Below are 23,984 nucleotides of genomic sequence, written 5' to 3' on the forward strand. Positions count from 1 at the left end.
TCCTCACGACATGCGGTGTTTGCGCTCGAGCAGTTTGTGGATGAGCGGCGTGAAAATCAGCTGCATGGCGAGGTCGAGCTTGTCGCCCGGTACCACAATGGAATTGGCACGCGACATGTAGCTGTTGTGCAGCATCGACAGCAGGTAGGGAAAATCAATGCTGCGCGGGTTGGCAAAGCGGATGACCAGGATCGATTCGGCCGGCGTCGGTATCCAGCGCGCGATAAACGGATTGGACGTATCGACGATCGGCACGCGCTGGAAATTGATGTCGGTCAGGGAAAACTGCGGGCAGATGTAGTGCACGTAGTCGGGCATGCGCCGCAGGATGGTGTCCGTCACCGCCTCGGCGGAGTAACCGCGCGTCGCCTTGTCTCGATGGATCTTCTGGATCCATTCGAGGTTGACCACCGGAACGACGCCGATCTTCAGGTCGCAATGCTGCGCAAGATTGACCGTGTCGGTGACGGCGCAGCCATGCAATCCCTCGTAAAACAGCAGATCGCTGTCGCCAAACTCCTCCCAGTTCGTGAATGTGCCGGGTTCCGCGCCGTATTTCGCAGCCTCGGCGTCGTCATGCACGTAGTGACGGGTGCGCCCGACGCCGCGCCTGCCATATTCGGCAAAGACGCTCTCGAGAATCTCCAGTTCGTTCGCCTCGGCGGAGAAATGGGTGAAGTCGACGCCTCTGGCCTTCTCGTCGGCGATCTTGCGGCGCATGGCTTCGCGGTCGTAGCGGTGGAAGGCATCGCCTTCGATGAACGATGCCGAAACGTTCTCGCGCTTGAAGATCTTCTCGAACGTGTCCTTGACGGTGGTCGTGCCGGCGCCGGACGAGCCGGTGATCGATATGATTGGGTGCCTCGCTGACATGCGGCTCTCCTCAGGCCCGAAACAGACCGCGCTTGCCGAAGAGCGGTGCGCGTTCGCCGATCATGTTGGGATCGACGTGGTAGCGAGCGATGCGCTCCACCTCGCGACGCGAACCGAAAATCAGCGGTACGCGCTGGTGCAGGTTTTCCGGGACGAGATCGAGAATGCGCGTGACCGACGTCGTGGCTGCGCCGCCGGCGTTCTCGACGATGAAGGCGATGGGGTTGGCCTCGTAGACCTGCCGCAACCGGCCCTGGCTGTAGCCTTTTCGGCCGTCGGCCGGATATAGGAAGATCCCGCCCCGAACGAGAATCCGATAGGTATCGGCGACCAGCGAGGCGATCCATCGCATGTTGAAGTCCCGTTCGCGCGGCCCCTCTGAACCGGCGAGGCAATCGTCGACATAGAGCCGGACCGCTTCTTCCCAGTGTCGGTAGTTCGACATGTTGATGGCGAATTCGCTGGTACGCTCGGCGATGTTGACCGACTTGTATCCCTGTACGAAGCAGCCCAGCCGACTGGAGAAGATGAAGATCTCCGTGCCCTTTCCGAGCGACAGCACCAGCGCGGGTTGCGGTCCGTAGAGGAAGAAGCCTGCCGCCAATTGTCGGTTTCCGGCTTGCAGAAAGGACTGCATGACGTCCGATTCCGGTCCCTTGACGGCGGGCAGCACGGAGAAGATCGTACCGAGGGAGACGTTGGTGTCGATGTTGGAAGAGCCGTCGAGCGGATCGATGGCAACCGCAAGGCGCGCATTCGGATCAAGCAGTACGGGGTTCTCCAGTTCTTCCGAGGCGTAGCATGCGACCGGCGCGCCCTGCAGGCACGACAAGAAGAGGCCGTCGCACACGACGTCGAGATCCTTCTGCAGGTCGCCGTCGCTATTGCTTCCGCCACGGGTGCCGTTGAACACCGTTCCGAGCGCGCCCTGGTTGACGAGTTTGCGGACGTCGAGGGCGGCCGTCGCCAGCCGTTGGACGACTGCGGCCACTTCCCGGGCGATATCGTCGCCAGTGGCCACGCGTGAGGCAAGATAGGCCTCGAGAGTTGCGCCGGACATGATGTCTCCTCCCAGATGTCCAGTGCAGGATGGCGCAATTCGGGAGTTTGTAAAATTTATTAGATTGACTTTAGAAGTTAGAATTTCTTACTTTTCGCCATGCGCAACGTGACGCTTCGCCAACTTCGCACCGTCCAGACCGTTTGCCGGCTTGGGAAGATCAATCTTGCTGCCGAGGCTTTGGGCCTGACAGGCCCGGCGCTCACGCTGCAGATCCAGCAACTGGAACGGGATGCCAATGCCCCGTTGTTCGACAGGACGCGCGGCGGCATGGTTCCGACGGCGTTCGGTCTTGCTTTCCTTGAGGCGGCGCGGGCGGTTGAGGAGAGCCTGGTCAGCCTCGAGGATTCGATCAGTGCCATCAAGGGGCTCAGAACCGGGCGATTGCGCCTCGGCGTGGTATCGACCGGAAAATATTTCGCGCCACAACTCATTGCCGCCTTCCGCGATCAGCTTCCCGCCATCGAGATCAATCTCTTTATCGGCAACCGAGCCGAAGTCATCGCCAAATTGAGGGACCATGAGATCGATGTCGCGCTGATGGGAAGGCCGCCGCGCGACTTCGAGGTGCGCGCAGAGGTGTTCGGCGACCATCCGCTGGTATTCATCGCCCCCGCCGGACACCCGCTCGCAGGTTTGCTGGAAATTTCGCGGGAGCGGATTGCGCAGGAACAGTTTCTCGTGCGGGAAAAGGGTTCGGGGACGCGTATCTCACTTGAGATCTTTCTGAGCGGCACGCCGCACAAGCTGGAGGAACTCGGCACCGAGATCGCTTCGAACGAGACGATCAAGCAGGCGGTCATCGCCGGTCTTGGGATTGCCTTCATCTCGGCCCATACCATCGAGCAGGAGGTGAAGCTCGGCCGCCTCGTCATTCTCGACGTCGTCGATACGCCGATCCGCCGGCAATGGTTCAGCGTGTCGCGCCTGGACCGCGCCACGACTCCGGCGATGCAGGCTTTCGAGCGGTTCCTGCTGGCAACCGGCGCGCGATATCTGCCGGTGGTCAGCAAGCCCTATCCCGCCAACGCGTTCGGTTAGGGCGAAGAAGCAATCTGCTACCGGGTTCGCCAAGAAGTTGCGGTTATTTGGCCCCGTGTCCGCATCCGCTCGGGTCGTTTCGAGCGGAAAGTGCGATGTCGATAGCCACCTAGGTCTTAATTGCGGGGCCTGAAGCGGTTTGCTACCCTTCAAGGGAGGCTGCGTAATGCCGTAGTCACGCGAACTCGATTTGCCACCCCCGGCGACGGCGCCGCCGGGTCTTGCCGGAGCGGGAGAAAGCCGTTCCGGCCTTTCACCCAAGCAGCGCTCTTTGCGAGCAAAGCTTGTTTCGTGTTCGATCCAGATGCAAGGGCGCCTGCAAACGCGGGAGCGAGCACATCAATCGGACGAATGGAGGAAACATGTCCTGGCATAAACCAAAATTCATTGAAGTCAGCTGCGCGATGGAAATCACCCGCTACGCTCCTGCGGACGGAGATGAGCCCATCCTCTTCTGACGCTCCGCCGCACGATGGTCGGCTCACAACGCGTCTCGGGATAGACCAGTGAATGAAGCGTCCGATCTTCGTATTATCGTTTTGGGGGCCGCCGCCGGCGGCGGTCTCCCGCAATGGAATTGCGGCTGCTTGAATTGCACGATGGCGCGCGATCCTGCCTCCGTCGTCAGGCCGCAGACCCAATCGTCACTGGCCGTCAGCCTCGATGGCGAGGCATGGGCCGTCTTCAACGCCTCTCCCGACATCCGCCAGCAGATTCAGAACAATCGATCACTGCAGCCGCGCCGCCTGCGCCACACGCCGATTAAAAGCGTGGTGCTGACCAATGGCGACATCGATCATCTGGCGGGATTGCTCGTCCTCAGGGAAAAACAGGCCTTCGCTGTTTTCGCAACCGGCGCAGTCAGCCGGATCATCGCCGACAATCCGGTCTTCGGCGTTCTCGATCCGGACCTGGTTTCGAGGAAGAACATCGCCATCGAGGAACCATTCTCTCCACTGCCCGGCCTTGAGGCGCGGCTCTTCGCGGTGCCTGGCAAGGTTCCGCTTTTCCTCGAAAGCGGCGAACCGGATCTGAACGTCGAGGGCGAAAGCACGGTCGGAATCGAGCTCAGAGCCGGCAGCAGGCGCGTCTACTATATTCCTGGCTGCGGCATGCTGACCGACGTCCTTGCAGCGCGCCTGAGAGATGCCGACGCATTGTTCTTCGACGGCACGCTTTTCGACGACGACGAGATGATCGCCGCCGGTACGGGTCGCAAGACGGGCCGCCGCATGGGCCACATGCCGATTGCCGGCGAAGGGGGCAGCCTCGACGCACTCGCTGCCTTGAATATTCACAGAAAGGTCTATGTCCACATCAACAACACGAATCCGATCTGGCGGCCCGGCTCGGAGCGCGCCTACGTGGAAAGCCGCGGCTTTGACGTCGGGTTCGACGGCATGGAGGTTCACCTTTGACGACGGCAACCGACAAGCAAGCGTTTCACGCCCGCCTACTGGAAATCGGGAAGGAACGCTATCACGACAAGCACCCCTTCCACGTCATGCTCCATGGTGGCCACGCAACGATGACGCAGGTGCGGGCCTGGGTCATCAATCGCTACTATTATCAGAGCCGAATTCCGATGAAGGACGCCGCGTTTCTGTCGCGTTGCGAGGACCCGCAAATGCGTCGGGCCTGGCGCTCCCGCATCGAAGATCATGACGGCGGCGTGGACGAGGGCGGTGGAATCCGCCGTTGGCTGCGTCTCGCCGAAGCGGTCGGACTCGATCCTGCCTATGTCGCCTCGACCAGCGGTGTACTGCCTGCGACTCGGTTTGCCGTCGACGCCTATGTCTCGTTCGTGCGCGAGAAGCCGCTCCTCGAGGCGGTGGCCTCTTCGCTGACTGAGCTTTTCGCGCCCAAGATCCATTCGGAGCGCATCGCCGGGCTTCTGCAGCACTATGCATTCGCCGACGACGCGGCGCTCGCCTATTTCCGCCAACGGCTTAACGAGGCGCCGCAGGACGTGGCATTCGGGCTTGCCTATGTCCTCGACCACGCCGACACGCAGGAAAAACAGGATGCCGCCGCTGCGGCGCTCACATTCAAAACGGATGTGCTGTGGTCGCAGCTCGATGCGCTCTATTCGGCCTATGTCGCGCCCGGCCGCATTCCGCCGGGAGGCTGGGACGGGCGGGAAGGCGTCGTCGGGCAGGCTGTTTCCACGGAGGCCGCCGAATGACCGCCGATGCGCCGGTGATTTCGGGCACAAGCGTCGTCAAGCTGGCGCGGGGGGTACGGCTGCGCGAGGATCAGGTGCGCGGCCAAATGGTCCTGTTGGCACCGGAGCGTGCCATGGCTTTGGACGAGATCGCCGTTGCCATCGTGCAAGCCCTTGATGGCAAGCGGAGCCTCGATCGGATCGCTGACGACTTTGCCGCCCAGTTCGAGGCCCCGGTCGCGCAGATTGCAAGCGACGTGAAGGCTTTCGTCCACGAGCTTGCCGTCCGCCGCATGCTGGAGATCGTCGAATGAAGAGTGGCGCCGCCCTTGCAAATAGTATCGTGCGCGAGGTTTCGCGCGTGCCTCCTCCGATGGCGATGCTCGCGGAGCTGACGCATCGATGTCCGCTCGCCTGCCCCTATTGCTCCAACCCGGTGGCGTTGACGCCGGCAAACGATGAACTCTCGACCGGGGAATGGATAAACGTCTTCGAGCAGGCGGCCGATCTCGGTGTGCTGCATCTGCATTTGTCGGGCGGCGAGCCGGCGGCACGCCGGGACCTCGTCGAGCTGACGCGGGCGGCGGTTTCGCTCGGGCTTTATACCAATCTGATCACGTCGGGCGTGGGTTTGACCGAAGCCAGAATCAGCAATCTGGCCGATGTCGGGCTCGACCATGTCCAGCTTTCGATCCAGGGCGTTTCGCCCGAAAGCGCGGACCGGATCGGCGGCTACAGCGGCGGATATGAAAGGAAGATCGCGGTCGCGGGCTGGGTGGCGGATGCCGGGATCCCGCTGACGATCAATGCCGTCTGCCATAAGCAGAACATGGGCGAGATCGAGGCCATGATCGAACTGGCGATACGGCTGAAGGCGCGCCGTATCGAAGTCGCAACGGTGCAGTTTCACGGCTGGGCCGAACGCAACAAGGCGGCGCTCATGCCGACGCGCGAACAGGTCGAACAGGCGACGCAAACGGTCGCCGAGGCGCGCGAAAAATATCAAGGCGTGCTCGTGATCGACTATGTGCCTGCTGACTATTACTCCAGCTATCCAAAGGCGTGCATGGGCGGTTGGGGCCGCGTGGGCCTGAACGTCACACCTTCGGGGCGCGTGCTTCCGTGCCATGCCGCGGAAACGATCCCGAGCCTGTCTTTCGAGAATGTGCGCGAACGGTCGCTGTCGCGGATCTGGTACGAAAGTGACGCGTTCAATGCCTATCGCGGCGAGGACTGGATGCCGGAACTGTGCCGGAGCTGCGAGCGAAAGAAGGTGGACTTCGGCGGCTGCCGTTGCCAGGCCATGGCGCTTGCCGGCGACGCCAGCGCAACCGATCCGGTTTGCATCCGGTCGCCGCTTCGTGATCGCCTGACGCGGGACACGGATAGGCTTTCGACTACGCAAGCGGCGACGTTGACCTATCGCGGTCGGTAAATGCTTCTTGGGTCTCCGGCGCCTTTTGGGCGATTGATCCGGTCCGGCAAGCCATACAAAGAGCACAGCTCCACCAAGCAACGTGCCACCGTCCTTTGCGCGTCTGATAAGACGCGCGGCGCTGTAGGAGATCACTTCGCCGTGAGGCTTCGGCTCCGGCTTGAAACAACAATGAGCCGCACCAATTCCCCGGCAAATTCAGCTTGTCTTCGGAGGGTGCCGATGGACGTCTTTTCCCCTAAAGCCGGATGTCTCGCGCTCGCCTCGGTCGCCACGCTCGCCTCCGGCATGGCCATTGGCCAGGCGCGAGCCGAACTGCTCGCCCGCGTTCCCGCCGCGCGCGAAATGGCGGTTTGCGGCGACGTGTTGTTTGTCGGAACCAAAGGCTCCTCGGTCTATGCCGTGCCGTTGTCCGGCGGCCGCGCCCGGCGGGTTGCCTCCGGGTTCTCCGCTGCGAACGGAGTCGCATGCTCCGGCGGTCGCTTGTTCGTCGCTTCGCGGGACAGCATAACGGCGTTCGATATCGGGCGCGGGGGTGCTCTTTCCGGCAGGCGCGATATTCGGCGAGACTTGCCGAACTCGGGAGCCCATAGCTTTCGCTATATCGCCGTCGGTCCCGATTCCCGGCTCTATGTCTCGTTCGGATCGCCTTGCAACATTTGCTCGCCGCGCGGGCTGCAGGGCACGATCGTCAGCATGAAGCAGGATGGGTCCGACCTTCGAAGAGTCGCCTGGGGTGTGCGCAATTCCGTTGGCTTCGACTGGCGCGGCGGCACCATGTTCTTTACCGACAACGGCGCCGACGGAATGGGCGACGATGTTCCACCCGACGAGCTGAACGCGCTTCGGCCGGGCGGTTTTTACGGCTTTCCCTATTTCGGGGGCCAGGTTCGGCTCGAAGGGTTTGAGGACGCCCGGCCGCCCGCGCGGCAGATTGCCCCTGCGTTCAACTTCCAGGCGCATGTCGCCGCCCTGGGGATCCATTTCTTCCGCAGCCTCGGCGGTGACGCTCTGGTCGCCCAGCACGGCAGTTGGGACAGGTCGGTTCCGGTCGGGTATCAGGTCGTGCGGGTGCGCTTCCAGGGCGGTCGCCCGGTCTCGGCGGCGACCTTCGTCAGAGATGTCGGGCGTCCCGTGGACGTCAAGGAAGCGCCGGACGGTTCCGTCCTCGTATCCGACGACGCCGGAGGTGCAATTCACATATTCAGGCGATGACGCCTGATGATTCCTTCAGGACTCGTTAGCAGCTTGGGTGGTCGGATGAGCGCTTCGAGATAGCAGGATCCAGGTGCGCGGACCGCGGGCTGGCCCTATCGCCACATGCCACGCATGCGGGCGCCAACATCGACCCGGACCTTTCGTGTTTCTCGCTCGCCGGGAGCCGACGGTTTGGCGACCGGCCAGGCTGTGCATTCGAAGAACTGCAAAAGCGTTGCCGGAATAAAGCGGCTTCTCGACGCATAGACGTGGCGATCGCCCTGGGCATTCTGCCCATGCGTGAAAAACCGCTGGGGCGTGACAAGATGCAGGCTGTCCTTGGCGCGGGTCATCGCGACATAAAGGAGGCGCCGCTCCTCCTCGATCTCGGCCGTCGAGCCCACGCCGAGATCGGAGGGAATGCAGCCGTCGACGCAGTTCAAGACGAAGACGGACTTCCATTCCTGGCCCTTGGCCGAATGGATCGTCGACAGGATAAGATAATCCTCGTCGAGAAGCGGCACGCCGGATTGATCACTGGTGGCGTCCGGTGGATCGAGGGTGAGTTCGGTCAGGAACCGTTCCCGCGATGGATAACCGGCTGCAATCTGCTCAAGCTGCAGGAGATCGGCCATACGCACCTCCGCGTCCTCATGAACGCGATTGAGATGCGGTTCGTACCAGCTACGCGCTTCAGCGATTTCGGCCGGCCATGCGGTCTTTCTGGTGCGCATGCTCTGGAGCATGTCGACAAAGGTAACCCAGTCATCTCCCGAGCGCGGCGGAGCGGGAATTTCGGCGAGCGCCGTCAAGGGTTCCGGATCGGCGGCTATCGCATCGAGCACCCGGCCCGCCGTCTGTGGACCGACGCCGGGCAAGAGTTGCATCAGCCGGAAGCCGGCCACGCGATCGCGGGGGTTCTGGGCAAAGCGCAGGACCGCCAGCAAGTCCTTCACATGCGCGCTGTCGAGGAACTTGAGGCCGCCGAACTTGACGAAAGGGATGTTGCGCCGGGTAAGCTCCACCTCCAGGGCGCCGCTGTGATGCGAAGTGCGGAACAGAACCGCCTGCTGTTTCAGGAGCGTGCCACTTTCGCGATTTTCCAGCACCTGCTCGACGATATAGTTGGCCTGCCCCGCTTCATCGCGAACCGTGACGAGCCGTGGCCGCTCGGCGGACTGGCGCTCGGTCCAGAGATTTTTCGTAAAGCGCTCGCCGGCGAGCTCGATGACCCCGTTGGCGGCGGTCAGGATCGGCTGCGTCGAGCGGTAGTTTCGGTCAAGCGTGATGATGTCGGCCGCCGGAGAGAAGGTTTGTGGAAAATCGAGAATATTGCGCACGGTCGCGGCACGGAAGGAGTAGATCGATTGTGCATCGTCGCCGACGACGGTCAGGCCGTGGCCGGTAGGTTTGAGTGCGGTCAGGATCGTCGCCTGCAAGCGGTTCGTGTCCTGATACTCGTCGACGAACACATGGTCGAAGCGGTTACCGATTTCTTCGGCAATTACAGGCTCGCTTACCATCTGCGCCCAGTAGAGGAGGAGGTCGTCATAATCGAGGACGTTCTGCGCCTGCTTGGCTTCGACATAGGAAGCGAAAAGTTCGCGCAACTGTTTTTCCCATGCCGTGCACCAGGGAAAGGAGCCGCGCAGCACCGCATCGAGCGTCTGCTCCGAGTTCACCGTGCGCGAATAGATTGCAAGGCAGGTGCCTTTCGTCGGAAAGCGGCTTTCCGTCTTGGAAAACCCAAGCTCGTGCCGGACGAGATTCATCAGGTCGGCCGAATCTTCCCTGTCATGGATGGTGAAGTCCGCATCGATGCCGATCTCCGGGGCATGATCGCGCAGCAATCTCGCCCCGATCCCGTGGAACGTGCCTGCCCAGGCGAGTGCGTCCGCAACGATCGCGGCCTTCTCGCCAAGTACCTGCCGGCAGATGCGCTCCACCCGCCGGCTCATCTCGGCGGCCGCGCGTCGCGAAAATGTCATCAATAGAATCCGGCGCGGATCGGCGCCATTGACGATCAGATGGGCGACGCGATGCGCCAGCGTGTTGGTTTTGCCGGAACCGGCACCGGCGATGATCAGGAGCGGTCCACCGATTTTTCCGTCTGGCAGGCCAACGCCATGCTCGACCGCATTACGCTGCTGATCGTTCAGCTTCTCAAGATACGCCGCGCTCATCGGCCCCCGCTTTTATCGCTCCGATTTTCACAGGCGAATCCCACCATCCCTTCAATAGCGCATTCGACCGTTCCTCCTGAAGGAGCCTCCCTCCGGTTGACCGATCCGCGACGCAAATGGGAACGAATAATGAACTTAACAGCCGATTCGGCCGTTGCAAAGCCAAGCAGGCGCCGTTTCGGCGGACAAAATCATACGCCGCCTTTCGCGATTGCAGGGCATGTTCCACATGGCGGGGTGGCCGATCGCGCCGGGATGGTCTATGGAAGGTCACGCGAGCCCGCGGCCAGGACCGGTCTTGCCGCGACGCTTGGCACAGAATGCAATCCCTGTAGTTTGGATAACGGAATGCACTCACGTGGCGTGGTCGAGAGGATGCGATTCGGGCAGTCGCTGATCAGGTGGCGGGTCGATGGCCTCTCGGCCTATGTTCTCGCAGCTGCGCTCGTCATCGGTCTTTTTGCGATGAGAGTGGCGCTACGGGAATTCATCGGCGACACCGTTGCTCTCTTTTCGTTCATTCCCGCACTCCTGCTCGTCGCAATGATCGGCAGCCTGAAACCGATAGCCTTCGCAGTCGGGCTGTCGCTTCTTGCTGCAATATCGCTTCAGTGGATCGAGAATGCGCCCGGACCGACGATCGGCGAGATGGTTGTCTTCGCATCGACGGTGCTCCTGATCGTGGCTCTCGGGGAATTGGTCCAGGCTGCAAGACGCGCCATCGACCGGATGGAAGCCGCCGTGCGGGCCCGCGATGCGCACCTGAGATCGATACTGGATACGGTTCCGGACGCCACCGTGGTCAGTTCCACGAATGGCACGATTGTATCCTTCAACGCCGCCGCCGTTCGGCAGTTCGGATATGTCGAAGAAGAGGTCATTGGTCAGAACCTGCGCATATTGATGCCGGAACCCTACCGTCACGAGCACGACGGATATCTGCAGCGGTACTTGAGTACCGGCGAGAAGCGTATCATCGGAATTGATCGGGTCGTCGTCGGGCGGCGGAAGGACGGATCGACATTTCCGATGAAGCTTGCAGTCGGGGAGATGAAATCAGGCGGCGAACGGTTCTTCACCGGCTTCATCAGGGACTTGACGGAGCGGGAAGAGTCGGCCGCGCGGCTTGAACAGATCCAAGCTGAACTGGCGAGACTGGCCCGTCTTAACGAGATGGGTGAAATGGCATCGACGCTTGCTCACGAGCTGAACCAGCCGCTGTCGGCGATCGCAAACTACGCCCATGGCTGCACAAGGCTCTTGCGTGACATGGATGCCAATGTGGCAACGAGGATGCACGGCGCGCTGGAAGAGATCGCTGGTCAATCCCTGCGCGCTGGTCAGATCATCAAACACCTCCGGGAATTCGTCACGAAAGGCGAAACGGAAAAGGCACCCGAAGACATCCGCAAACTGGTGGAGGAAGCCGGTGCGCTGGCTCTGGTCGGCTCCCGCGAGAGTGGCGTCAGAACGGTATTCGAATATGTGCCCGGTGCCGAAATGGTGATGGTCGATCGCATCCAGGTACAACAGGTGCTCATCAATCTGATGCGCAACGCGATCGAGGCGATGCGCCACGTCGAGCACCGTCAACTCACAGTCCGAACGACGCCGGCAGATCCGGGCGAGATTGCCGTCGTCGTGGAAGACACGGGCGGAGGCATTCCTGAGGAAATTGCCGGCCAGCTCTTCAAGCCGTTCGTGACGACAAAGGCAAGTGGAATGGGCATAGGTCTTTCGATTTCGAAACGTATCGTCGAAGCGCATGGCGGCGAAATGACCGTTTCGAAAAATGCCGCGGGAGGGGCTACTTTCCGCTTCACGCTTCCCGCCTATGTGGAAGAACGGATCAATGGAAATGACTGATTACACCGTTCACATTGTCGACGATGAAGAGCCGGTCAGGAAGTCGCTCGCGTTCATGCTGACGATGAACGGCTATGCTGTAAAAATTCATCAATCTGCTGCTTCCTTTCTTTCATTCGCACCGAATGTCCGCAACGGAATTCTCGTAACCGACCTCAGAATGCCGGAGATGTCCGGCGTTGATCTCATCCGCCGTCTCGGAGATCTGAAAATAAGGATACCGTCCATCGTGATCACCGGACACGGCGATGTTCCGATGGCGGTCGAGGCGATGAAAGCGGGAGCATTGGACTTTATCGAAAAACCCTTCGAAGACTTCGTGATCATCGAGGCGATCGAAAGGGCATCCGAACAGCTGAGCGTTCCGGAAGCTGACGTCGATGAAATCCGCGATATTCAGGAACGCCTTCACACGCTTAGCGAGAGGGAGCGCCAGGTGCTCTCCGCGGTGGTGGCAGGCTTGCCGAACAAATCGATCGCCTATGACCTGGACATCAGTCCCCGCACGGTCGAGGTGCACCGGGCCAATGTTATGGGCAAGATGAAGGCAAAGAGCCTTCCGCACCTCGTTCGTATGGCGCTCGCGGCGGGGTTCGGGCCCTCTTGATCTTCCAGTGTTGATCTCGCGCAATGCGCCGCCTGCTTGCAGGGCTTTAGATGGCGCCTCATCGGCGGGCATGTGCACGCCAGTTTGCGCAGGACTGTAAGTTGTTGGCTGACAGAAGCATTGTCGTCGTTGCACCGGACCACGGACTCCGGCGGTCCTTGGCGTTCGCGCTCGAGGTCGAAGGATATTCGACCGAGTCATACGACGCCTTGTGGAAAGCCGAGGGTTCGTCGAGGGCCTCGCTTTGCACCATCGTCGATGACGAAATATTGAAATCCGAGGCGCGGGCCGCGCAGTCCCTGCAGCGTCTGGAAGGACGCGTCATCCTGCTCGTCGATGGAATGTCGCCACTTCAAGAGCATGACGGTACCATTATTTTGACGAAGCCGATTAGCGGCGCTGATCTTCTGGGCGTCGTGAACAGCCTGGCCGCGATGGCGAAATAGTCGGGCAGGCAGAAGCGGCGTACTCCGTCCCATCCCGCTCTAGGCACTCGGCCTAAGTAATTTCCCTTAGTGATCTAACCGAATTTATCGCCGGTGCCCGAATTGGCAATCTCTCTCCGAAACGATCAGGGGATAAGAGATGTATGCCGCTTCCCAACCTATAGAACAGAGCTTTCCGCAGTCTGACGGCATCGCAACCGCCGGGATTCCTGGACCCCATCTTGTTGCGACTTACAGGTCGGGCCAAGAGATCTACGCCGACGGGGACGGCGTTGAAAAATGCTACCATGTCGCCACCGGAGCGGTGCGGGTATACCGCCTGCTCTCGGACGGTCGGCGACAGGTCGTATCCTTTCATCTCGCAGGGGAAATGTTCGGCTTTGAGGCGGGCGCCACGCATCGCTTTTTTGCCGAGGCGATCACAGAAACAAGACTGGCGGTCTTCGGCGGGCGTCCGATGCAGGAGCATTCGCGGGAGCTTCTCGCTCTTGCCTTGGCCGGCATGGCGCGCGCCCAGGAGCACCTTCTGGTGATCGGAAGGCAATGTGCGGTGGAACGCATCGCCGCATTCCTACTGGACCTGTCAAACCGTCAGGGGGGCATCCGGCAACTGAGATTGCCGATGTCGCGGCAAGACATTGCCGATTATCTCGGCCTCACGATCGAAACGGTATCGCGGGTCATGACGAAACTGAAAGACCGGAGTGTCATAGCGCTGCGGGATGCAAGAACGGTCGATATCATGAGGCCGGATGCGCTTCGTTCGCTCTGCAACTGACCATGCGATCCCCGGTTATCGTTCGAGCCACTCGATCGTCGATCGTGAAAAGCTTCCAGCTGTTTGCGTGAGGACAAAGACGGGCAGGCTCAACTTCTGCACAAGCGGATTAGATGCCGCGATCATGGACGCAAGAACCGGCTCCATCGCCTTGGAAACTTTGAAGTGATTCCGGCAAGCAACACCTGCCAAGGAACAGATCATGACCGGAATAAGCCTCGACGACACAGTCGCGACGATCGCAGCAGAGCTGCCTGGAGCGGCGGAACTCTTCCGCCGCCATGACATCAGCTTCTGTTGCGGCGGCAACGTGCGGCTCTCGGAAGCCGCCGTAAAAGCCGGCCTCGCTCCGTCGGAGCTTCTTTCGAAATTGGAGGCTCTCGTAAAGGCGGCAGGGCGAGATGCGCCAGAAGACACATCGGACCTCATCGGCCATATCCTCGACAGATATCACCAAACGCACCGTGCGGAGCTCACCTGGCTCATCCCGCTCGCCCAGAAGGTGGAGCGGGTGCACGGAGGGCACCCGTCGGCACCGATCGGCCTTTCCCAGGCCCTGGAGCGTCTGCGCGACGAACTCGAGAGCCACATGATGAAGGAAGAGCAGATCCTTTTCCCGACCATGCAGAGTGGCGGCAGCGTGGGGATCGCGCATCCGATCGCGCAGATGCGACGTGAGCATGAGGAGGAGGTAGAGCACCTACGGACCATCGAGCACGTAACCCATGGGCTTTCGCTGCCGCCAGGTGCCTGCGGCTCGTGGACTGCGCTTTATACGGGTTTGCGCAAGTTCACCGACGATCTGGTGACGCACATGCATCTCGAGAACGCCGTGCTGTTTCCGCGCTTCGAAGCTCAATCGCGGGCGACCGGTTGACACAAGCCGTTTCGGGTTTGCGATCTATCTGGCAGGCGCCATACCGGCCCCTGTTTCTGCTCGCCGGGCTGTGGGCGCTTGTCGCTCCCATCGTCTGGATTCTCCCGGAAGACATCGCGCCGGACAGGGTGGCGTGGCACAGCCGCGAGCTTTTGTTCGGCATGGCCGGCGCTGCGGCTGGCGGCTATCTCCTGACAGCACTGCCAGCCTGGACGAAGAAGGGCTCGCTTCCGCCCGGCGTCACCATCGTAGCCTCCTGTCTTTGGTGTGTCGCCCGTTTGACGGCGGCGCTCCCGGAGCAGTTGCCGTTCATCGCAGAAGCAATCGGGGCATCCGCCTATTTCGCGTTCCTGACTGCGATATTGGCCCACGGAGTCGTTTCCTCAGGAGCCTGGCATCGCCTCTGGGCGCCGCTCGGCACGGCCGCGCTTTGCCTGAATGCCGTGCTCTTCCTCGGTGACGGTCTGAGTCCTGCGAGCCGTGCACCGCTGCTTTATATCGTCCTGATCACCTTGATCGGTGGCCGCGCCACGTCTGCTTTCACGCGCCGGTGGCTAGGCGCCCGGCATCTCCACCATCGCGATCGGCCGACGCTTTCGTATTTGGCGATCGCGGCTATTCTCGTCGCCGCTAACTTCAGCGGTACCCGTCAACAGATATCATCGGGTCTCCTGATGACGTTTTCGGGCACTTTGCTGCTAATGCAAATGATGGAGTGGCAAAGCCTAAGGACCCGGCGCTATCCGGCCTTGTTCATACTGCACATCGCCTTCGCCTGGACTCCGGCGGCGCTCATTCTAAGCGGCGTTGCAGCCGTTTTTCCCGGCTGGATCCCGCCCACCGCAGCCCTGCATGCAGTGACCATGGGCGCGATGGGGACGATGATGGCCGCCTTCATGATGCGGTCGGCCATGGTTCGCGATGGAGAGACCCTTATCCTCAATCGGACCATGGCTTGCGCCTTCTCGCTCGTATCTCTCTCAGCGCTGCTGCGTATTCTCGGGGGCTGGATGAGCGGGACGTATCTCGATCCTGTTGTCGCTGCCGCGATCTGCTGGATGACAGCCTGGGCGCTTTTCTTGGCGAGCTATTTGCCGGCGATGAGCGGACCTGTTCCCAAGCCGGTGTTCAGTGCCGCAATCGGCAGTGAGGTTGTGCGCGACAGCGGGATCACGACCTCTGGAGGTGAGGCGATGATAGCGGTAAACCAAGCTCGCCAGGAAGGAAGCCATGTACGTAGAGCGATATCAAAATGGGGACTTCATCTTGGACTCCGCCGAACTCGCTGATCGTTTCGGTCTGTCCAAGGACGACTTGCGCCGGAACTTCAGGAAGGGTCTGGTAACGAGCATGGTGGAGCGCGGTGAGGGCGAGGATGCAGGCACCTGCCGTCTGAGCGTGAAGCTTGGAAACCGCATATGGCGCGCAATCCTGAACAGCGAAGATCGGGTTGTAAGCGAGGAAATGACCTTTCGACGCCCAGATCGATAAGGTCGGATTTGCGTGGGGGCCTCAGACGAAATGCTTCCTTTCGCAGGGCGTGAAACCAGGTTCCACGACACGGAATTGATCACACTTCTGCGTGCCTTCAGCGGGCCTCGCCTTCATCGATGACCTGAGGCGTGTAAACGGCCGTCTGTGTTCCTTGGTCGAGGAACGCACCGCCGATCGCCAAGTAGGTGAAGATGGCGCATATCGCGAGGAGCAAGACGCCGATCAGGAAGGTGGGTGCCGCACGTCCTTCGGGAGCATTGTAGTCGTCTCCGTCGAACATTTTTTCTCTCCCATTATCTTTAAAGGAGAACGTATTCGTCCTTGACGAGTTCCCTTGCGGCAGGGACGGCCCTCCGATCGAAGGCCGTCAGGTTGCGGGACCAAGCCCCGCCGTGCGAGCGGCCGCGGTTCAACATGCGCTTAAGGCCGATCGGGAAGGCGTGGGACCTATAGTTCAAGGGATTCGAGAGCAGGCGGACGAAATGGTGGCCGTTGAAGCTCGCTCCTGACGTATCGCTTAACAGAAAAAGCCCCGCTCGGTGGCGGGGCAAGTGACGCATCCAGTTGGCTCATGGATGCGGGGAAGATGTAGCCCCGATGGGAAGCTACGGCGCGACGCTAACCCTGCGTCGCGCTGCACGGAAGGTCTGATTCCGCGATTCCGGTACGCCTTTGCAAATATACTGAGGCGTCGTGGTCTGAGCGAATTACCCGGATGCGTGCTCTGGCGCTGCGCCGCTGCAGCCGTGCGGAACCGGGCGTATGCTCGCGGGTTTGATCGAAGCGTAGGACGGAAAGCGAACGAGGAACTCGTGGCCGGCAGGAAAAGCTGGAGCCGCGACATTCGCGAACGGCATCCGGGAATCCGAACAGTGATGGCGTGACCGATCCGACGAGGACAGGACGTCAACCTTCGCGTCCGGTGCCGAAGGCTTCGCCGGGCCGGAACGCCGGGCAGGCTGACCGCCGCTCGACCCAACGTTAGAAGGAGTTTTTGGAAATGGGAATTAGCGATCGTAACGACGCCAGGATAGAGACGAAGGCCCTCATCACCGCCGCCATCGATGAAGTCGAAAGACAGGCAGGCGAAAATCCCTCCAGGTTGCGTGTTCAGCGAACGGGCGACAAGCTCGCCATCAACGGCGAAATCGATATGGCCGCTCTCGTGATGGTGGTCGTCGGATCGATGGTGGGCACCCCCTAGATCATTTCAACAGTGAACGCGAAAATTGCGCCCGCCCGGCTCGTCGCTGCGTCAAAGAGGCTCGCGAGGTCGTCGAGAGAATGCTGTGCGGTTCAGCTAACGGCGGGGTGATGGATTGCACCTTAAAGGTCGTCGTTATCCGCGACCCGCCCGATCACGCGCTCACGCGCGGCAGAACCGATGCGCCGAAGGCTTCGATGAACTCGAGTTGATTGCGGCCGACGTTGTGAAGATAGATCTCGTCGAAGCCAGCCGCTATGTCCTCTTCGATCCAGGCGACGTGCCGCGCAAGATCCGAGGATATTCTGACATAGGCGTCGAGATCTTCGGGCCGGACGCTCCTCGTCGCGGTCTCGATGTCGCCGGGGGTCCGCAGCGTTTCCGACTGGAACGTGCTGATCGCATTGCTCCTCCATTGGTCGAACGCATTCTGTCTCGCCTCGTCGTCGCTGGGCGCGTACGAAATGTGCACCTGGAGATAGAGCGGCTTGCCGGCGCCGCCGCCGCGCCTGAAGGCCTCTATGATTGCGGCGAGCTTGTCTGGCGCCTGGTTGACGGTGATCAGGCCGTCCGCCCATTCTCCCGCCCATTCCGCAGTTTCGTTCGTCAGGGCTGCAGCAATCAGCGACGGTGCGTGATCGGGCAGGGTGTAAAGCCGCGCCTCGGATACGGCGATGGGTGCGTCTCGCGTGACCGTGCGCCCGGCCCAGAGCTCTCGAATGACGTCGACGGCCTCGCGGAGCCTCGCTTTTCGCTCCTCCTTGTCCGGCCAAGCCCCGCCAACGACATGCTCGTTCAGGGCTTCGCCGCTGCCGAGCGCGAGCCAGGCGAGGCGTCGCGGAAACATCTGCGCGAGCGTCGCCCCGGCCTGGGCCGTTATCGCCGGGTGATACCGCCAGCCGCAAGGAACGGTAACGAGACCGAGGGATCGCTGCGTCGCCTGAAGGGCTGCTCCAAGCCACGCCCAGGCGAAACCGCTTTGGCCCTGGCGCTCGCTCCAGGGCGCCAGATGGTCGGAGGACATGAGACAATCGAAGCCCGCCTCTTCTGCCGCCTGCGCCCAGCTCAACAGGTCGCGGGGGGTGAATTGCTCATGGGACGCATGATAGCCGATCTTCGCCATCTCAATCCTTCCTTCCCGAATGTAGCCATGTGTAGCCGAAGCGATCGAGGTCGATCGTCAGATGCTGCCCGGCAAGCTCGACCTCACGATCGCTGAGGATATCGGTCAGCTTGGCGTCGATGGCACCAGGCAGTTCGAGTTCTGCCCGCCGCCGCTTGTCCGACAGATTGTGCAGCGCCACGAGCAGTTCAGTGCCATCGGAATAAGCCAAAGCGAACAGCGCGGCATCTCCCGCGGGCAGCAGAACCGGCCGGCCCTCGTGAAAGAGATCGTGGCGGCGGCGCGCGAGGACCATCGTCCTGAGACGGTTCAGAAGCGAATGCGGGTCGCTGCGCTGACGTTCGACATTGATCCGCTTGTAAGAGAATGGCCCCTGGGAGACAGTCGGCTGAACGAGGTTTGCATGCGCTGACTTGGAAAACCCGGCGTTTGCCTCGTCGCTCCACTGCATCGGAACGCGCACGGTCTCGCGGCCAGGCCGGGAAAGGTCGTCGCCAAGGCCGATTTCATCGCCATAGACAAAAACCGGGACGCCCGGTGACGACAGAAGCAGGCTGAAGGCGAGTTCGATTCGGGCCTGCTCTCCCTTGAACATCGGTGCAAGGCGCCGCCTTATGCCTCGACCATAGATCCGCATATCCTCGTCGGGGGCAAACGCAGCGTAGGTTTCCTGCCGAACGTCCTCCGACTGGCGCGCCACATTGAGTTCATCGAGGTTGCGGAGGAAGTTTGCCCAGCCGCAGTGGGGCGGCGGTTCCGGCGCAACCGAGAGCGCCTGACAGATGACATCGGAACTCTGCCGCGCAAGCCCCGCGAAAAAGGCGCCACTCAGGATGAAGTTGAACAGGAGGTCGAGCTTTCCCTCGCCAAAATATTCGCGAAGCTTTTCCGGCGCCAGGTCCGCTTCGCCTAACAGGAGTCCGCCAGGACGCCTGGCGTCGACCAGCGCGCGCATTTCCCGCAGAAACCCATGGGGGTCCCGCGGGTCTGCGTGTTCGATACCCGTTTCGCCGATCACGAAAGGCGCGGCATCCACCCGAAATCCATCGACGCCCATCGAAAGCCAATAGTCGACGACCCGGAGCATTTCGTCGCGCACCGCGGTATTGGCAATGTTCAGATCCGGCTGGAAGTGTCTGAATTTATGGAAGTAGTAGGCTTGGGCGAGTTCATCATAGGTCCAGACGCTGTCTTCCTCGCCGGGGAAAGCGGTTTTGTTGTCCGGATCGACTGGGGGCGGATTCTCGGACCAGACGTAGTAGTTGCGGTAGCGGGATCTGGGATCACGGCGTGCCGCCTGGAACCACGGATGCTCATTGGACGTATGATTGGCGACGAGATCGATGATGACACGAATGCCCTGTTCGCCGGCCGTGTGCTGAAAGTCGAGGAAATCGTCGAGGGTGCCAAGAGGCGTGTCGATGGACAAATAGTCGCTGACATCATAGCCGTTGTCGGCGAAGGGGGACTTGAAAAACGGTAGGAGCCAGACGCAGTTGATGCCGAGCTCGTTTAAATAGGGTACCCGCTCTCTCAGGCCGACAAAGTCGCCAATCCCGTCGCCGTTGCCGTCGGCGAATCTGCGAACGTCGATGCCGTAGATGACGGCGCTCGCGAACCATGGTGCGTCTTTCATCCGTGTCTCCTTCGCGAAGAAGTCCGCGCCGCATAGGCCGCGGTCGCTACGGCGCTGCGCGTTCGTGTGCCGCCGTCGAGGCGGGTGAACTGGACCACGACGGGCACATCCGCATCGATGACGGCGCCGAAGTCCTCGTCCAGCGGGAGTGCCTCGGGAAAGATCAGATCGTTGAATCGGATGTGGCGAACCCGTCTTGGCGCAATCTCCAGTTCATAGGGCCCGACCGCCGGACGGTCCGCATAATGGATGTGCATGCGTATCCTCGCCACGCTGTCGGAGCAGTTGAGCACGGCGAGCTCGTCGCGGCTGGTGAATTCGGGCTCGGGGCCGTTGCTTTCGAGAGGAATGTGTCCTCCGGCTACCGCCCATCGCTTTTTGCCGAATGCTTGCATGCACCCTCCTAACAGCCCAGAAGCCCGCGCAGGTAAGGCGTCAGAAAGCGCCCCTCGGGGTCCATTTCCTGTCGAAGGGCGAGGAAACGATCCCACATCGGGTAAAGAGCCCTGAGCTCGGGTGCTCGCAGGCTGTGCTTCTTCGCCCAATGTGGCCGGCCGCCGTGGTCACGCAGGATCGGTTCAAGATCGAGAAAGAAGTCCCAGTAGGGCAGGGACGCGTTCTGGTGAAGCGATATGCTTACGGAATCCCGCCCCTGCGCTTCGCTGAGCCATGTGTCGTCGCCCTTGATGTAGCGGTAGAGCAGACGCCAGCCGACCGAACGGCGCCATCTTTCCTTGATCCGCGAGCGCAAGGTCCTGAGGCAAGTCGGTCCCGCCTCGGCAGGGACGGAATACTCCATCTCCTCGAAACGGTAGGGCAGATCACTGTGCTGCGGGATGACCTCGTGTGGCGGGCCGATTTCATCCTTCGCTAGCCGGGCGAAGGCGCTGTAATCCTTCTCCTTGCCGGGCGGGTTGATGCAACGGAGCTTCACCTCGTCGGAACGGGGATACCAGTAGAAATCGAAGTTCCTGTTCTCTCGGGCAAGCCGCTCGAGTGCCTCCACGCAGGGCTCGAAGGCGAGACACCATTCCTGGCGGTGCAGGTCGTGCATTGGGTCGAGCTGGAGCGTGGCCCAGGAAAGAATGCCGAGCGTCCCGAAGGAAACCCGAAATGCCCGCAGAAAATCCGGGTCCTCTCCAGCCCCGAAAGTTCTGATCTCTCCCTTCGCCGTGACGAGGCGGCCGCCAACCAGCATCATCGACAGATTATAGAGTTCCCGGCCGGACCCATGCGTACCGGTTCCGATCGCGCCGCCGACGGTCTGGGTGGCCACGTCGCCGAAATTCGAGAGCGTTAAGCCGGCGGCCTGCAGTTCCTTGCTCAATTGCGTGAGCTCAGAACCGCTGCCGACCGTGGCCAGATGACGTCGCGCATCATGCTCGCGCAGACCACGGATATGGTCGAGGGAAACGAGGATATCGTCGGTAACGAAAAGCTCGCTCGACGAATGGGCGGACCCGATCGGCCTTATGGTGCGGCCCTGCCTTGCGGCCGCACGCACGAGTGCCGCGACATCCTCCTCGCTGCCCGGCACCTCCACACGCGATGGCCGAAACCGCAGGCCGCCCGACCAGTTGTGAAAATCCTGATCGAGGTTTTCCGAAGTGGCACTCCACGGTGTGTTCGGCATACTATTCCTGGCAATAGGCGATGGTGCTCAAGAGAGCGTGATCGGGCCGTCGGGAGTCGAGCCGCGTCTGCTGCACGATGACCGGCGCGTCGGACTCGATCACGCAAGCATAGGGCGTGTCTCGCGGCACACGTTCCGGATCATCGAGATCGTTGAAGCGTAGATGCACGGTTCGACGGGGCGCAATGGCAAGGCGATAGGGACCGGCAGGTTCCCTGTCGGAAAAAAATAGTGTGATCTCGATATTGGCCGGGATTTCGCCGACGTTCAGAATGCAGGCGCTTTCATGGGAGACGAGCGCGGGGTCGTCGCTAGCGCTGGAGGAAGGAATATACCCGTCGGCGATTGCCCATCGCCTGCTGCCCATTGCCTGCATCGTCCTCAATCCTTAATACAAACTCGTGTCAAAGCTCGCTTGAGGCCAGGCGGCTTCTATGGAATGCCCGGCAAGTCCGCCGTGTTCTCGTCCGGCGCCTGCTGCTCCCCCTGCGGGTTTTGATCGGCTGCGGCATTGCCCAGCGGAGACTGCTTGAGATTTTGTTCGATCTTCTCGTGACCCGGGGTTTCGGGCAGGGCGGCACGGAAGTTGCGGGCGTAATCTTCCGGCATCTTCGGCGGCATCAGCGGCTCGTAGCGATCGACCAGCGCCTGAATGACCACCGGGCCCTCGACGGCGAACGCCTGGTCCATGATCTCGTCCAACCCGTCGAAGGACTGGATCGTGAAGCCACGGGCACCCATGGCTTCAGCGGCGGCGGCGAAATCGATCGGCGGCAATTCGCAGGCGAATTGCGGATTGCCCAGAAACATCATCTGTTCCCAGGCGATCTGGTTCAACATGTCATTTCGGATTACCAATAGTTTCAGTGGGATCCGGTGATGAATTGCCGTTGAGAGTTCACCGAGCTGCATGGCGAAGCCGCCGTCGCCGACCACCCCATAGACCGGGCGGCCCGGCAGCGCGATGCCCGCGGCGATCGCATAGGGCAGGGCCGATGCCATCGAAGCGAGAGCGCCCGATACCGAGAACATGTGGTCCGCGCCGAGATCGATATGACGGGCGGTGAGTTCGGTGTTTTGCCCGGAGTCGCACACGAGAATGCCGTTTGCGGCGATACGCTTGCCGAAGGCACCGACCGCCGGCTGCGGCTTCAGGGGAGAGCTCTTGTCTTCTTCCATAGACCTCAGTTCCCGCCGCCAAACCTGGGTGGCCTCCTGGGCTCGCTCGAGGAACGATCGGTCCGCCTTCCGTTTGAGCCTCTTGTTGAGCATCCGCAGCGTCTCGTTTGCCTTGCCGACGAGGCCGACTTCGACCGGGTAACGCAGCCCGATGCGCTGCGGGTCGTGATCGATCTGGATACCGGCAGCCGCATTCGGCGCCGGATAGTATTCGATATAAGGGAAGGTCGAACCCACGATCAGCAGCGTGTCGCATTGCTGCATGACGTCCTGCGATGGCGCCGTGCCGAGTATCCCGATGCCACCGGTCGTGAGCGGGTCGTCGTCGGGCAGCACGGCCTTGCCCAGCAAAGCCTTCGCTACGGGCGCGCCAAGCAGGTCCGCCGTCTCGCGCAGTGCGTCTCTCGCCTCCAGGGCGCCGCGGCCTGCGAGGATTGCGACCTTCTTGCCTGCGTTCAGAAGATCCGCCGCTCGTGAAAGATCGCTTTCGAGCGGGACGAGCCTACCGGCGAAATTGCGGCTCGGCATGTGTCCCGGGCGATTGCGGCGCGAGCGCCCGCCGTCGGCCATTCGCTCCTGCACATCGTTGGCGATCGAAAGATGCGCCACCCCACGTTTCGAGAGCGCCGACCGGCAGGCAAGGTTGGCGAGATTTTCCATGTGCGCTGCGTCGCTGACCTGCGCATTGTAGACCGCGACGTTGTCGAAGACGCGGGTCAGATCGACGTCCTGCTGCGAAAAAGTCTCGATCAGGTCGTGATACTGCATGCCGGTGATTGCCAAAACCGGCATCTGGTCCAGCTTGGCGTCGTAGAGCCCGGTCAAGAGGTTTGTGCCGCCGGGGCCCGACGTGGCGAGGCAAACACCGAGCCTGCCGGTGAATTTGGCATAGGCGCATGCCATGAAGGCGGCGGATTGCTCATGGCGGACAGAAACGAAGCGGATGCGATCCTGCCGCCTTCTGAGCGCCTCCATGATGCCGTTGATGCCGTCTCCGGGCAGGCCGAACACGACGTCGACTTTCCACTCAATCAGGGTGTCGATGAGAATGTCGGCAGCATTCGGCATTGTTTGCCCCTCCTCCGCTAACAGCAAGAACGTGATTTTGCGGGTGTTCGGTTGAAAGGTTCGGACCCTTCTAATCTCGCCCCCAGGGAAATGTTCCACCGGCAAGGTCTTGTCCCGCGG

General features: G+C 61.4%; 25 protein-coding genes. 15 read left to right on the forward strand and 10 right to left on the reverse strand.

Going from position 1 to position 23,984, the window contains the following annotated elements; translation table 11 throughout:
* Window positions 1-3: 3 nt before the first annotated feature.
* Window positions 4-873: a phosphoribulokinase gene (locus QN219_RS21120; protein WP_284001897.1), complete on the reverse strand. Its 870-nt coding sequence runs from the start codon at window positions 871-873 to the stop codon at window positions 4-6.
* A gap of 10 nt (window positions 874-883) precedes the next feature.
* On the reverse strand, window positions 884-1,933 hold the full coding sequence (locus tag QN219_RS21125; protein WP_284001898.1) for a class 1 fructose-bisphosphatase: 1,050 nt from the start codon (window positions 1,931-1,933) through the stop codon (window positions 884-886).
* 99 nt (window positions 1,934-2,032) lie between these two features.
* Between QN219_RS21125 and QN219_RS21130 the strand changes: the two genes are divergently transcribed.
* From QN219_RS21130 to QN219_RS21160, 7 genes are all read left to right on the forward strand, one after another.
* A complete protein-coding gene (locus QN219_RS21130) occupies window positions 2,033-2,974 on the forward strand; it encodes a LysR family transcriptional regulator (protein ID WP_284001899.1) in 942 nt (313 codons plus the stop codon).
* Between the two features lie 362 nt (window positions 2,975-3,336).
* The gene (gene pqqA / locus QN219_RS21135) at window positions 3,337-3,432 is read left to right on the forward strand and encodes a pyrroloquinoline quinone precursor peptide PqqA (RefSeq protein WP_026187092.1); all 96 of its coding nucleotides are present in this window, start codon (window positions 3,337-3,339) and stop codon (window positions 3,430-3,432) included.
* 48 nt (window positions 3,433-3,480) lie between these two features.
* Window positions 3,481-4,392 carry a pyrroloquinoline quinone biosynthesis protein PqqB gene (gene pqqB, locus QN219_RS21140; protein WP_284001900.1) on the forward strand — a complete coding sequence of 304 codons (912 nt, stop codon included), beginning with the start codon at window positions 3,481-3,483 and terminating at the stop codon, window positions 4,390-4,392.
* On the forward strand, window positions 4,389-5,159 hold the full coding sequence (gene pqqC / locus QN219_RS21145; protein WP_284001901.1) for a pyrroloquinoline-quinone synthase PqqC: 771 nt from the start codon (window positions 4,389-4,391) through the stop codon (window positions 5,157-5,159). Before pqqB ends, pqqC begins: the two co-directional genes overlap by 4 nt.
* The gene (pqqD, locus tag QN219_RS21150) at window positions 5,156-5,452 is read left to right on the forward strand and encodes a pyrroloquinoline quinone biosynthesis peptide chaperone PqqD (protein ID WP_284001903.1); all 297 of its coding nucleotides are present in this window, start codon (window positions 5,156-5,158) and stop codon (window positions 5,450-5,452) included. The genes pqqC and pqqD overlap by 4 nt, the downstream gene beginning before the upstream one ends.
* On the forward strand, window positions 5,449-6,573 hold the full coding sequence (gene pqqE / locus QN219_RS21155) for a pyrroloquinoline quinone biosynthesis protein PqqE (protein WP_284001905.1): 1,125 nt from the start codon (window positions 5,449-5,451) through the stop codon (window positions 6,571-6,573). The genes pqqD and pqqE overlap by 4 nt, the downstream gene beginning before the upstream one ends.
* Before the next feature lie 222 nt (window positions 6,574-6,795).
* The gene (locus tag QN219_RS21160) at window positions 6,796-7,788 is read left to right on the forward strand and encodes a PQQ-dependent sugar dehydrogenase (RefSeq protein ID WP_284001907.1); all 993 of its coding nucleotides are present in this window, start codon (window positions 6,796-6,798) and stop codon (window positions 7,786-7,788) included.
* 95 nt (window positions 7,789-7,883) lie between these two features.
* On the opposite strand, the gene QN219_RS21165 is transcribed toward QN219_RS21160, so the two are convergent.
* Complete coding sequence (locus tag QN219_RS21165) at window positions 7,884-9,953, reverse strand: ATP-dependent helicase (RefSeq protein ID WP_284001909.1); 2,070 nt, start codon at window positions 9,951-9,953, stop codon at window positions 7,884-7,886.
* 348 nt (window positions 9,954-10,301) lie between these two features.
* Here QN219_RS21165 and fixL point away from each other — a divergent pair, with 348 nt between their 5' ends.
* From fixL to QN219_RS21200, 7 genes are all read left to right on the forward strand, one after another.
* The gene (gene fixL, locus QN219_RS21170; RefSeq protein WP_284001910.1) at window positions 10,302-11,819 is read left to right on the forward strand and encodes an oxygen sensor histidine kinase FixL; all 1,518 of its coding nucleotides are present in this window, start codon (window positions 10,302-10,304) and stop codon (window positions 11,817-11,819) included.
* Window positions 11,812-12,426: a response regulator FixJ gene (fixJ, locus tag QN219_RS21175; RefSeq protein WP_284001912.1), complete on the forward strand. Its 615-nt coding sequence runs from the start codon at window positions 11,812-11,814 to the stop codon at window positions 12,424-12,426. Before fixL ends, fixJ begins: the two co-directional genes overlap by 8 nt.
* A gap of 158 nt (window positions 12,427-12,584) precedes the next feature.
* Entirely contained in the window at window positions 12,585-12,872 is a 288-nt protein-coding gene (locus QN219_RS21180; RefSeq protein ID WP_284001913.1) for a transcriptional regulator, read from the forward strand.
* 139 nt (window positions 12,873-13,011) lie between these two features.
* The gene (locus QN219_RS21185) at window positions 13,012-13,650 is read left to right on the forward strand and encodes a helix-turn-helix domain-containing protein (protein ID WP_284001914.1); all 639 of its coding nucleotides are present in this window, start codon (window positions 13,012-13,014) and stop codon (window positions 13,648-13,650) included.
* Between the two features lie 202 nt (window positions 13,651-13,852).
* Window positions 13,853-14,527 (forward strand): iron-sulfur cluster repair di-iron protein, encoded by a 675-nt coding sequence (ric, locus tag QN219_RS21190; RefSeq protein WP_284001915.1) that lies wholly within the window; start codon window positions 13,853-13,855, stop codon window positions 14,525-14,527.
* Complete coding sequence (locus QN219_RS21195) at window positions 14,524-15,816, forward strand: NnrS family protein (protein ID WP_284001916.1); 1,293 nt, start codon at window positions 14,524-14,526, stop codon at window positions 15,814-15,816. Before ric ends, QN219_RS21195 begins: the two co-directional genes overlap by 4 nt.
* Window positions 15,758-16,018, forward strand: coding sequence for a DUF6522 family protein (locus QN219_RS21200; protein WP_284001917.1), 261 nt, complete (start codon window positions 15,758-15,760; stop codon window positions 16,016-16,018). Before QN219_RS21195 ends, QN219_RS21200 begins: the two co-directional genes overlap by 59 nt.
* A 97-nt stretch (window positions 16,019-16,115) precedes the next feature.
* Here QN219_RS21200 and QN219_RS21205 read toward each other — a convergent pair whose 3' ends face one another.
* Window positions 16,116-16,301, reverse strand: a complete 186-nt coding sequence (locus QN219_RS21205; RefSeq protein WP_284001918.1) for a hypothetical protein — start codon at window positions 16,299-16,301, stop codon at window positions 16,116-16,118.
* 720 nt (window positions 16,302-17,021) lie between these two features.
* Here QN219_RS21205 and QN219_RS21210 point away from each other — a divergent pair.
* A complete protein-coding gene (locus QN219_RS21210) occupies window positions 17,022-17,225 on the forward strand; it encodes a hypothetical protein (RefSeq protein ID WP_284001919.1) in 204 nt (67 codons plus the stop codon).
* Window positions 17,226-17,379: 154 nt separating this feature from the next.
* On the opposite strand, the gene QN219_RS21215 is transcribed toward QN219_RS21210, so the two are convergent.
* Genes QN219_RS21215 through QN219_RS21240 form a run of 6 tightly spaced genes read right to left on the reverse strand, consistent with a single transcriptional unit; the run spans window position 17,380 to window position 23,864 of the window.
* Window positions 17,380-18,348: a TIGR03885 family FMN-dependent LLM class oxidoreductase gene (locus tag QN219_RS21215; protein WP_284001920.1), complete on the reverse strand. Its 969-nt coding sequence runs from the start codon at window positions 18,346-18,348 to the stop codon at window positions 17,380-17,382.
* Between the two features lies 1 nt (window position 18,349).
* The gene (locus QN219_RS21220; RefSeq protein WP_284001921.1) at window positions 18,350-19,984 is read right to left on the reverse strand and encodes an alpha-amylase family protein; all 1,635 of its coding nucleotides are present in this window, start codon (window positions 19,982-19,984) and stop codon (window positions 18,350-18,352) included.
* On the reverse strand, window positions 19,981-20,379 hold the full coding sequence (locus QN219_RS21225; protein ID WP_284001922.1) for a sensory rhodopsin transducer: 399 nt from the start codon (window positions 20,377-20,379) through the stop codon (window positions 19,981-19,983). The genes QN219_RS21220 and QN219_RS21225 overlap by 4 nt, the downstream gene beginning before the upstream one ends.
* 8 nt (window positions 20,380-20,387) lie before the next feature.
* Window positions 20,388-21,617, reverse strand: coding sequence for a D-arabinono-1,4-lactone oxidase (locus tag QN219_RS21230; protein WP_284001923.1), 1,230 nt, complete (start codon window positions 21,615-21,617; stop codon window positions 20,388-20,390).
* Between the two features lies 1 nt (window position 21,618).
* Complete coding sequence (locus QN219_RS21235) at window positions 21,619-21,993, reverse strand: sensory rhodopsin transducer (RefSeq protein WP_284001925.1); 375 nt, start codon at window positions 21,991-21,993, stop codon at window positions 21,619-21,621.
* A gap of 56 nt (window positions 21,994-22,049) precedes the next feature.
* Window positions 22,050-23,864, reverse strand: a complete 1,815-nt coding sequence (locus tag QN219_RS21240; protein WP_284001927.1) for a thiamine pyrophosphate-binding protein — start codon at window positions 23,862-23,864, stop codon at window positions 22,050-22,052.
* Between the last annotated feature and the right edge of the window lie 120 nt (window positions 23,865-23,984).

Origin of the sequence: Sinorhizobium sp. 8-89, assembly GCF_030124325.1 — a bacterium.
GTDB lineage: Bacteria > Pseudomonadota > Alphaproteobacteria > Rhizobiales > Rhizobiaceae > Sinorhizobium.

Excerpts from the sequence above, each read along its gene's own strand:
- QN219_RS21210 (WP_284001919.1), top strand. The coding sequence starts at position 17,022 with ATGGGAATTAGCGATCGTAACGACGCCAGGATAGAGACGAAGGCCCTC.
- fixJ (WP_284001912.1), top strand. The coding sequence starts at position 11,812 with ATGACTGATTACACCGTTCACATTGTCGACGATGAAGAGCCGGTCAGG.
- QN219_RS21130 (WP_284001899.1), top strand. The coding sequence starts at position 2,033 with ATGCGCAACGTGACGCTTCGCCAACTTCGCACCGTCCAGACCGTTTGC.
- fixL (WP_284001910.1), top strand. The coding sequence starts at position 10,302 with ATGCACTCACGTGGCGTGGTCGAGAGGATGCGATTCGGGCAGTCGCTG.
- QN219_RS21160 (WP_284001907.1), top strand. The coding sequence starts at position 6,796 with ATGGACGTCTTTTCCCCTAAAGCCGGATGTCTCGCGCTCGCCTCGGTC.
- QN219_RS21235 (WP_284001925.1), bottom strand. The coding sequence starts at position 21,993 with ATGCAGGCAATGGGCAGCAGGCGATGGGCAATCGCCGACGGGTATATT.
- QN219_RS21225 (WP_284001922.1), bottom strand. The coding sequence starts at position 20,379 with ATGCAAGCATTCGGCAAAAAGCGATGGGCGGTAGCCGGAGGACACATT.
- QN219_RS21200 (WP_284001917.1), top strand. The coding sequence starts at position 15,758 with ATGTACGTAGAGCGATATCAAAATGGGGACTTCATCTTGGACTCCGCC.
- pqqE (WP_284001905.1), top strand. The coding sequence starts at position 5,449 with ATGAAGAGTGGCGCCGCCCTTGCAAATAGTATCGTGCGCGAGGTTTCG.
- QN219_RS21220 (WP_284001921.1), bottom strand. The coding sequence starts at position 19,984 with ATGAAAGACGCACCATGGTTCGCGAGCGCCGTCATCTACGGCATCGAC.
- QN219_RS21165 (WP_284001909.1), bottom strand. The coding sequence starts at position 9,953 with ATGAGCGCGGCGTATCTTGAGAAGCTGAACGATCAGCAGCGTAATGCG.
- QN219_RS21215 (WP_284001920.1), bottom strand. The coding sequence starts at position 18,348 with ATGGCGAAGATCGGCTATCATGCGTCCCATGAGCAATTCACCCCCCGC.
- ric (WP_284001915.1), top strand. The coding sequence starts at position 13,853 with ATGACCGGAATAAGCCTCGACGACACAGTCGCGACGATCGCAGCAGAG.
- pqqA (WP_026187092.1), top strand. The coding sequence starts at position 3,337 with ATGTCCTGGCATAAACCAAAATTCATTGAAGTCAGCTGCGCGATGGAA.
- QN219_RS21185 (WP_284001914.1), top strand. The coding sequence starts at position 13,012 with ATGTATGCCGCTTCCCAACCTATAGAACAGAGCTTTCCGCAGTCTGAC.
- QN219_RS21240 (WP_284001927.1), bottom strand. The coding sequence starts at position 23,864 with ATGCCGAATGCTGCCGACATTCTCATCGACACCCTGATTGAGTGGAAA.
- QN219_RS21125 (WP_284001898.1), bottom strand. The coding sequence starts at position 1,933 with ATGTCCGGCGCAACTCTCGAGGCCTATCTTGCCTCACGCGTGGCCACT.
- QN219_RS21230 (WP_284001923.1), bottom strand. The coding sequence starts at position 21,617 with ATGCCGAACACACCGTGGAGTGCCACTTCGGAAAACCTCGATCAGGAT.
- QN219_RS21120 (WP_284001897.1), bottom strand. The coding sequence starts at position 873 with ATGTCAGCGAGGCACCCAATCATATCGATCACCGGCTCGTCCGGCGCC.
- QN219_RS21205 (WP_284001918.1), bottom strand. The coding sequence starts at position 16,301 with ATGTTCGACGGAGACGACTACAATGCTCCCGAAGGACGTGCGGCACCC.
- pqqD (WP_284001903.1), top strand. The coding sequence starts at position 5,156 with ATGACCGCCGATGCGCCGGTGATTTCGGGCACAAGCGTCGTCAAGCTG.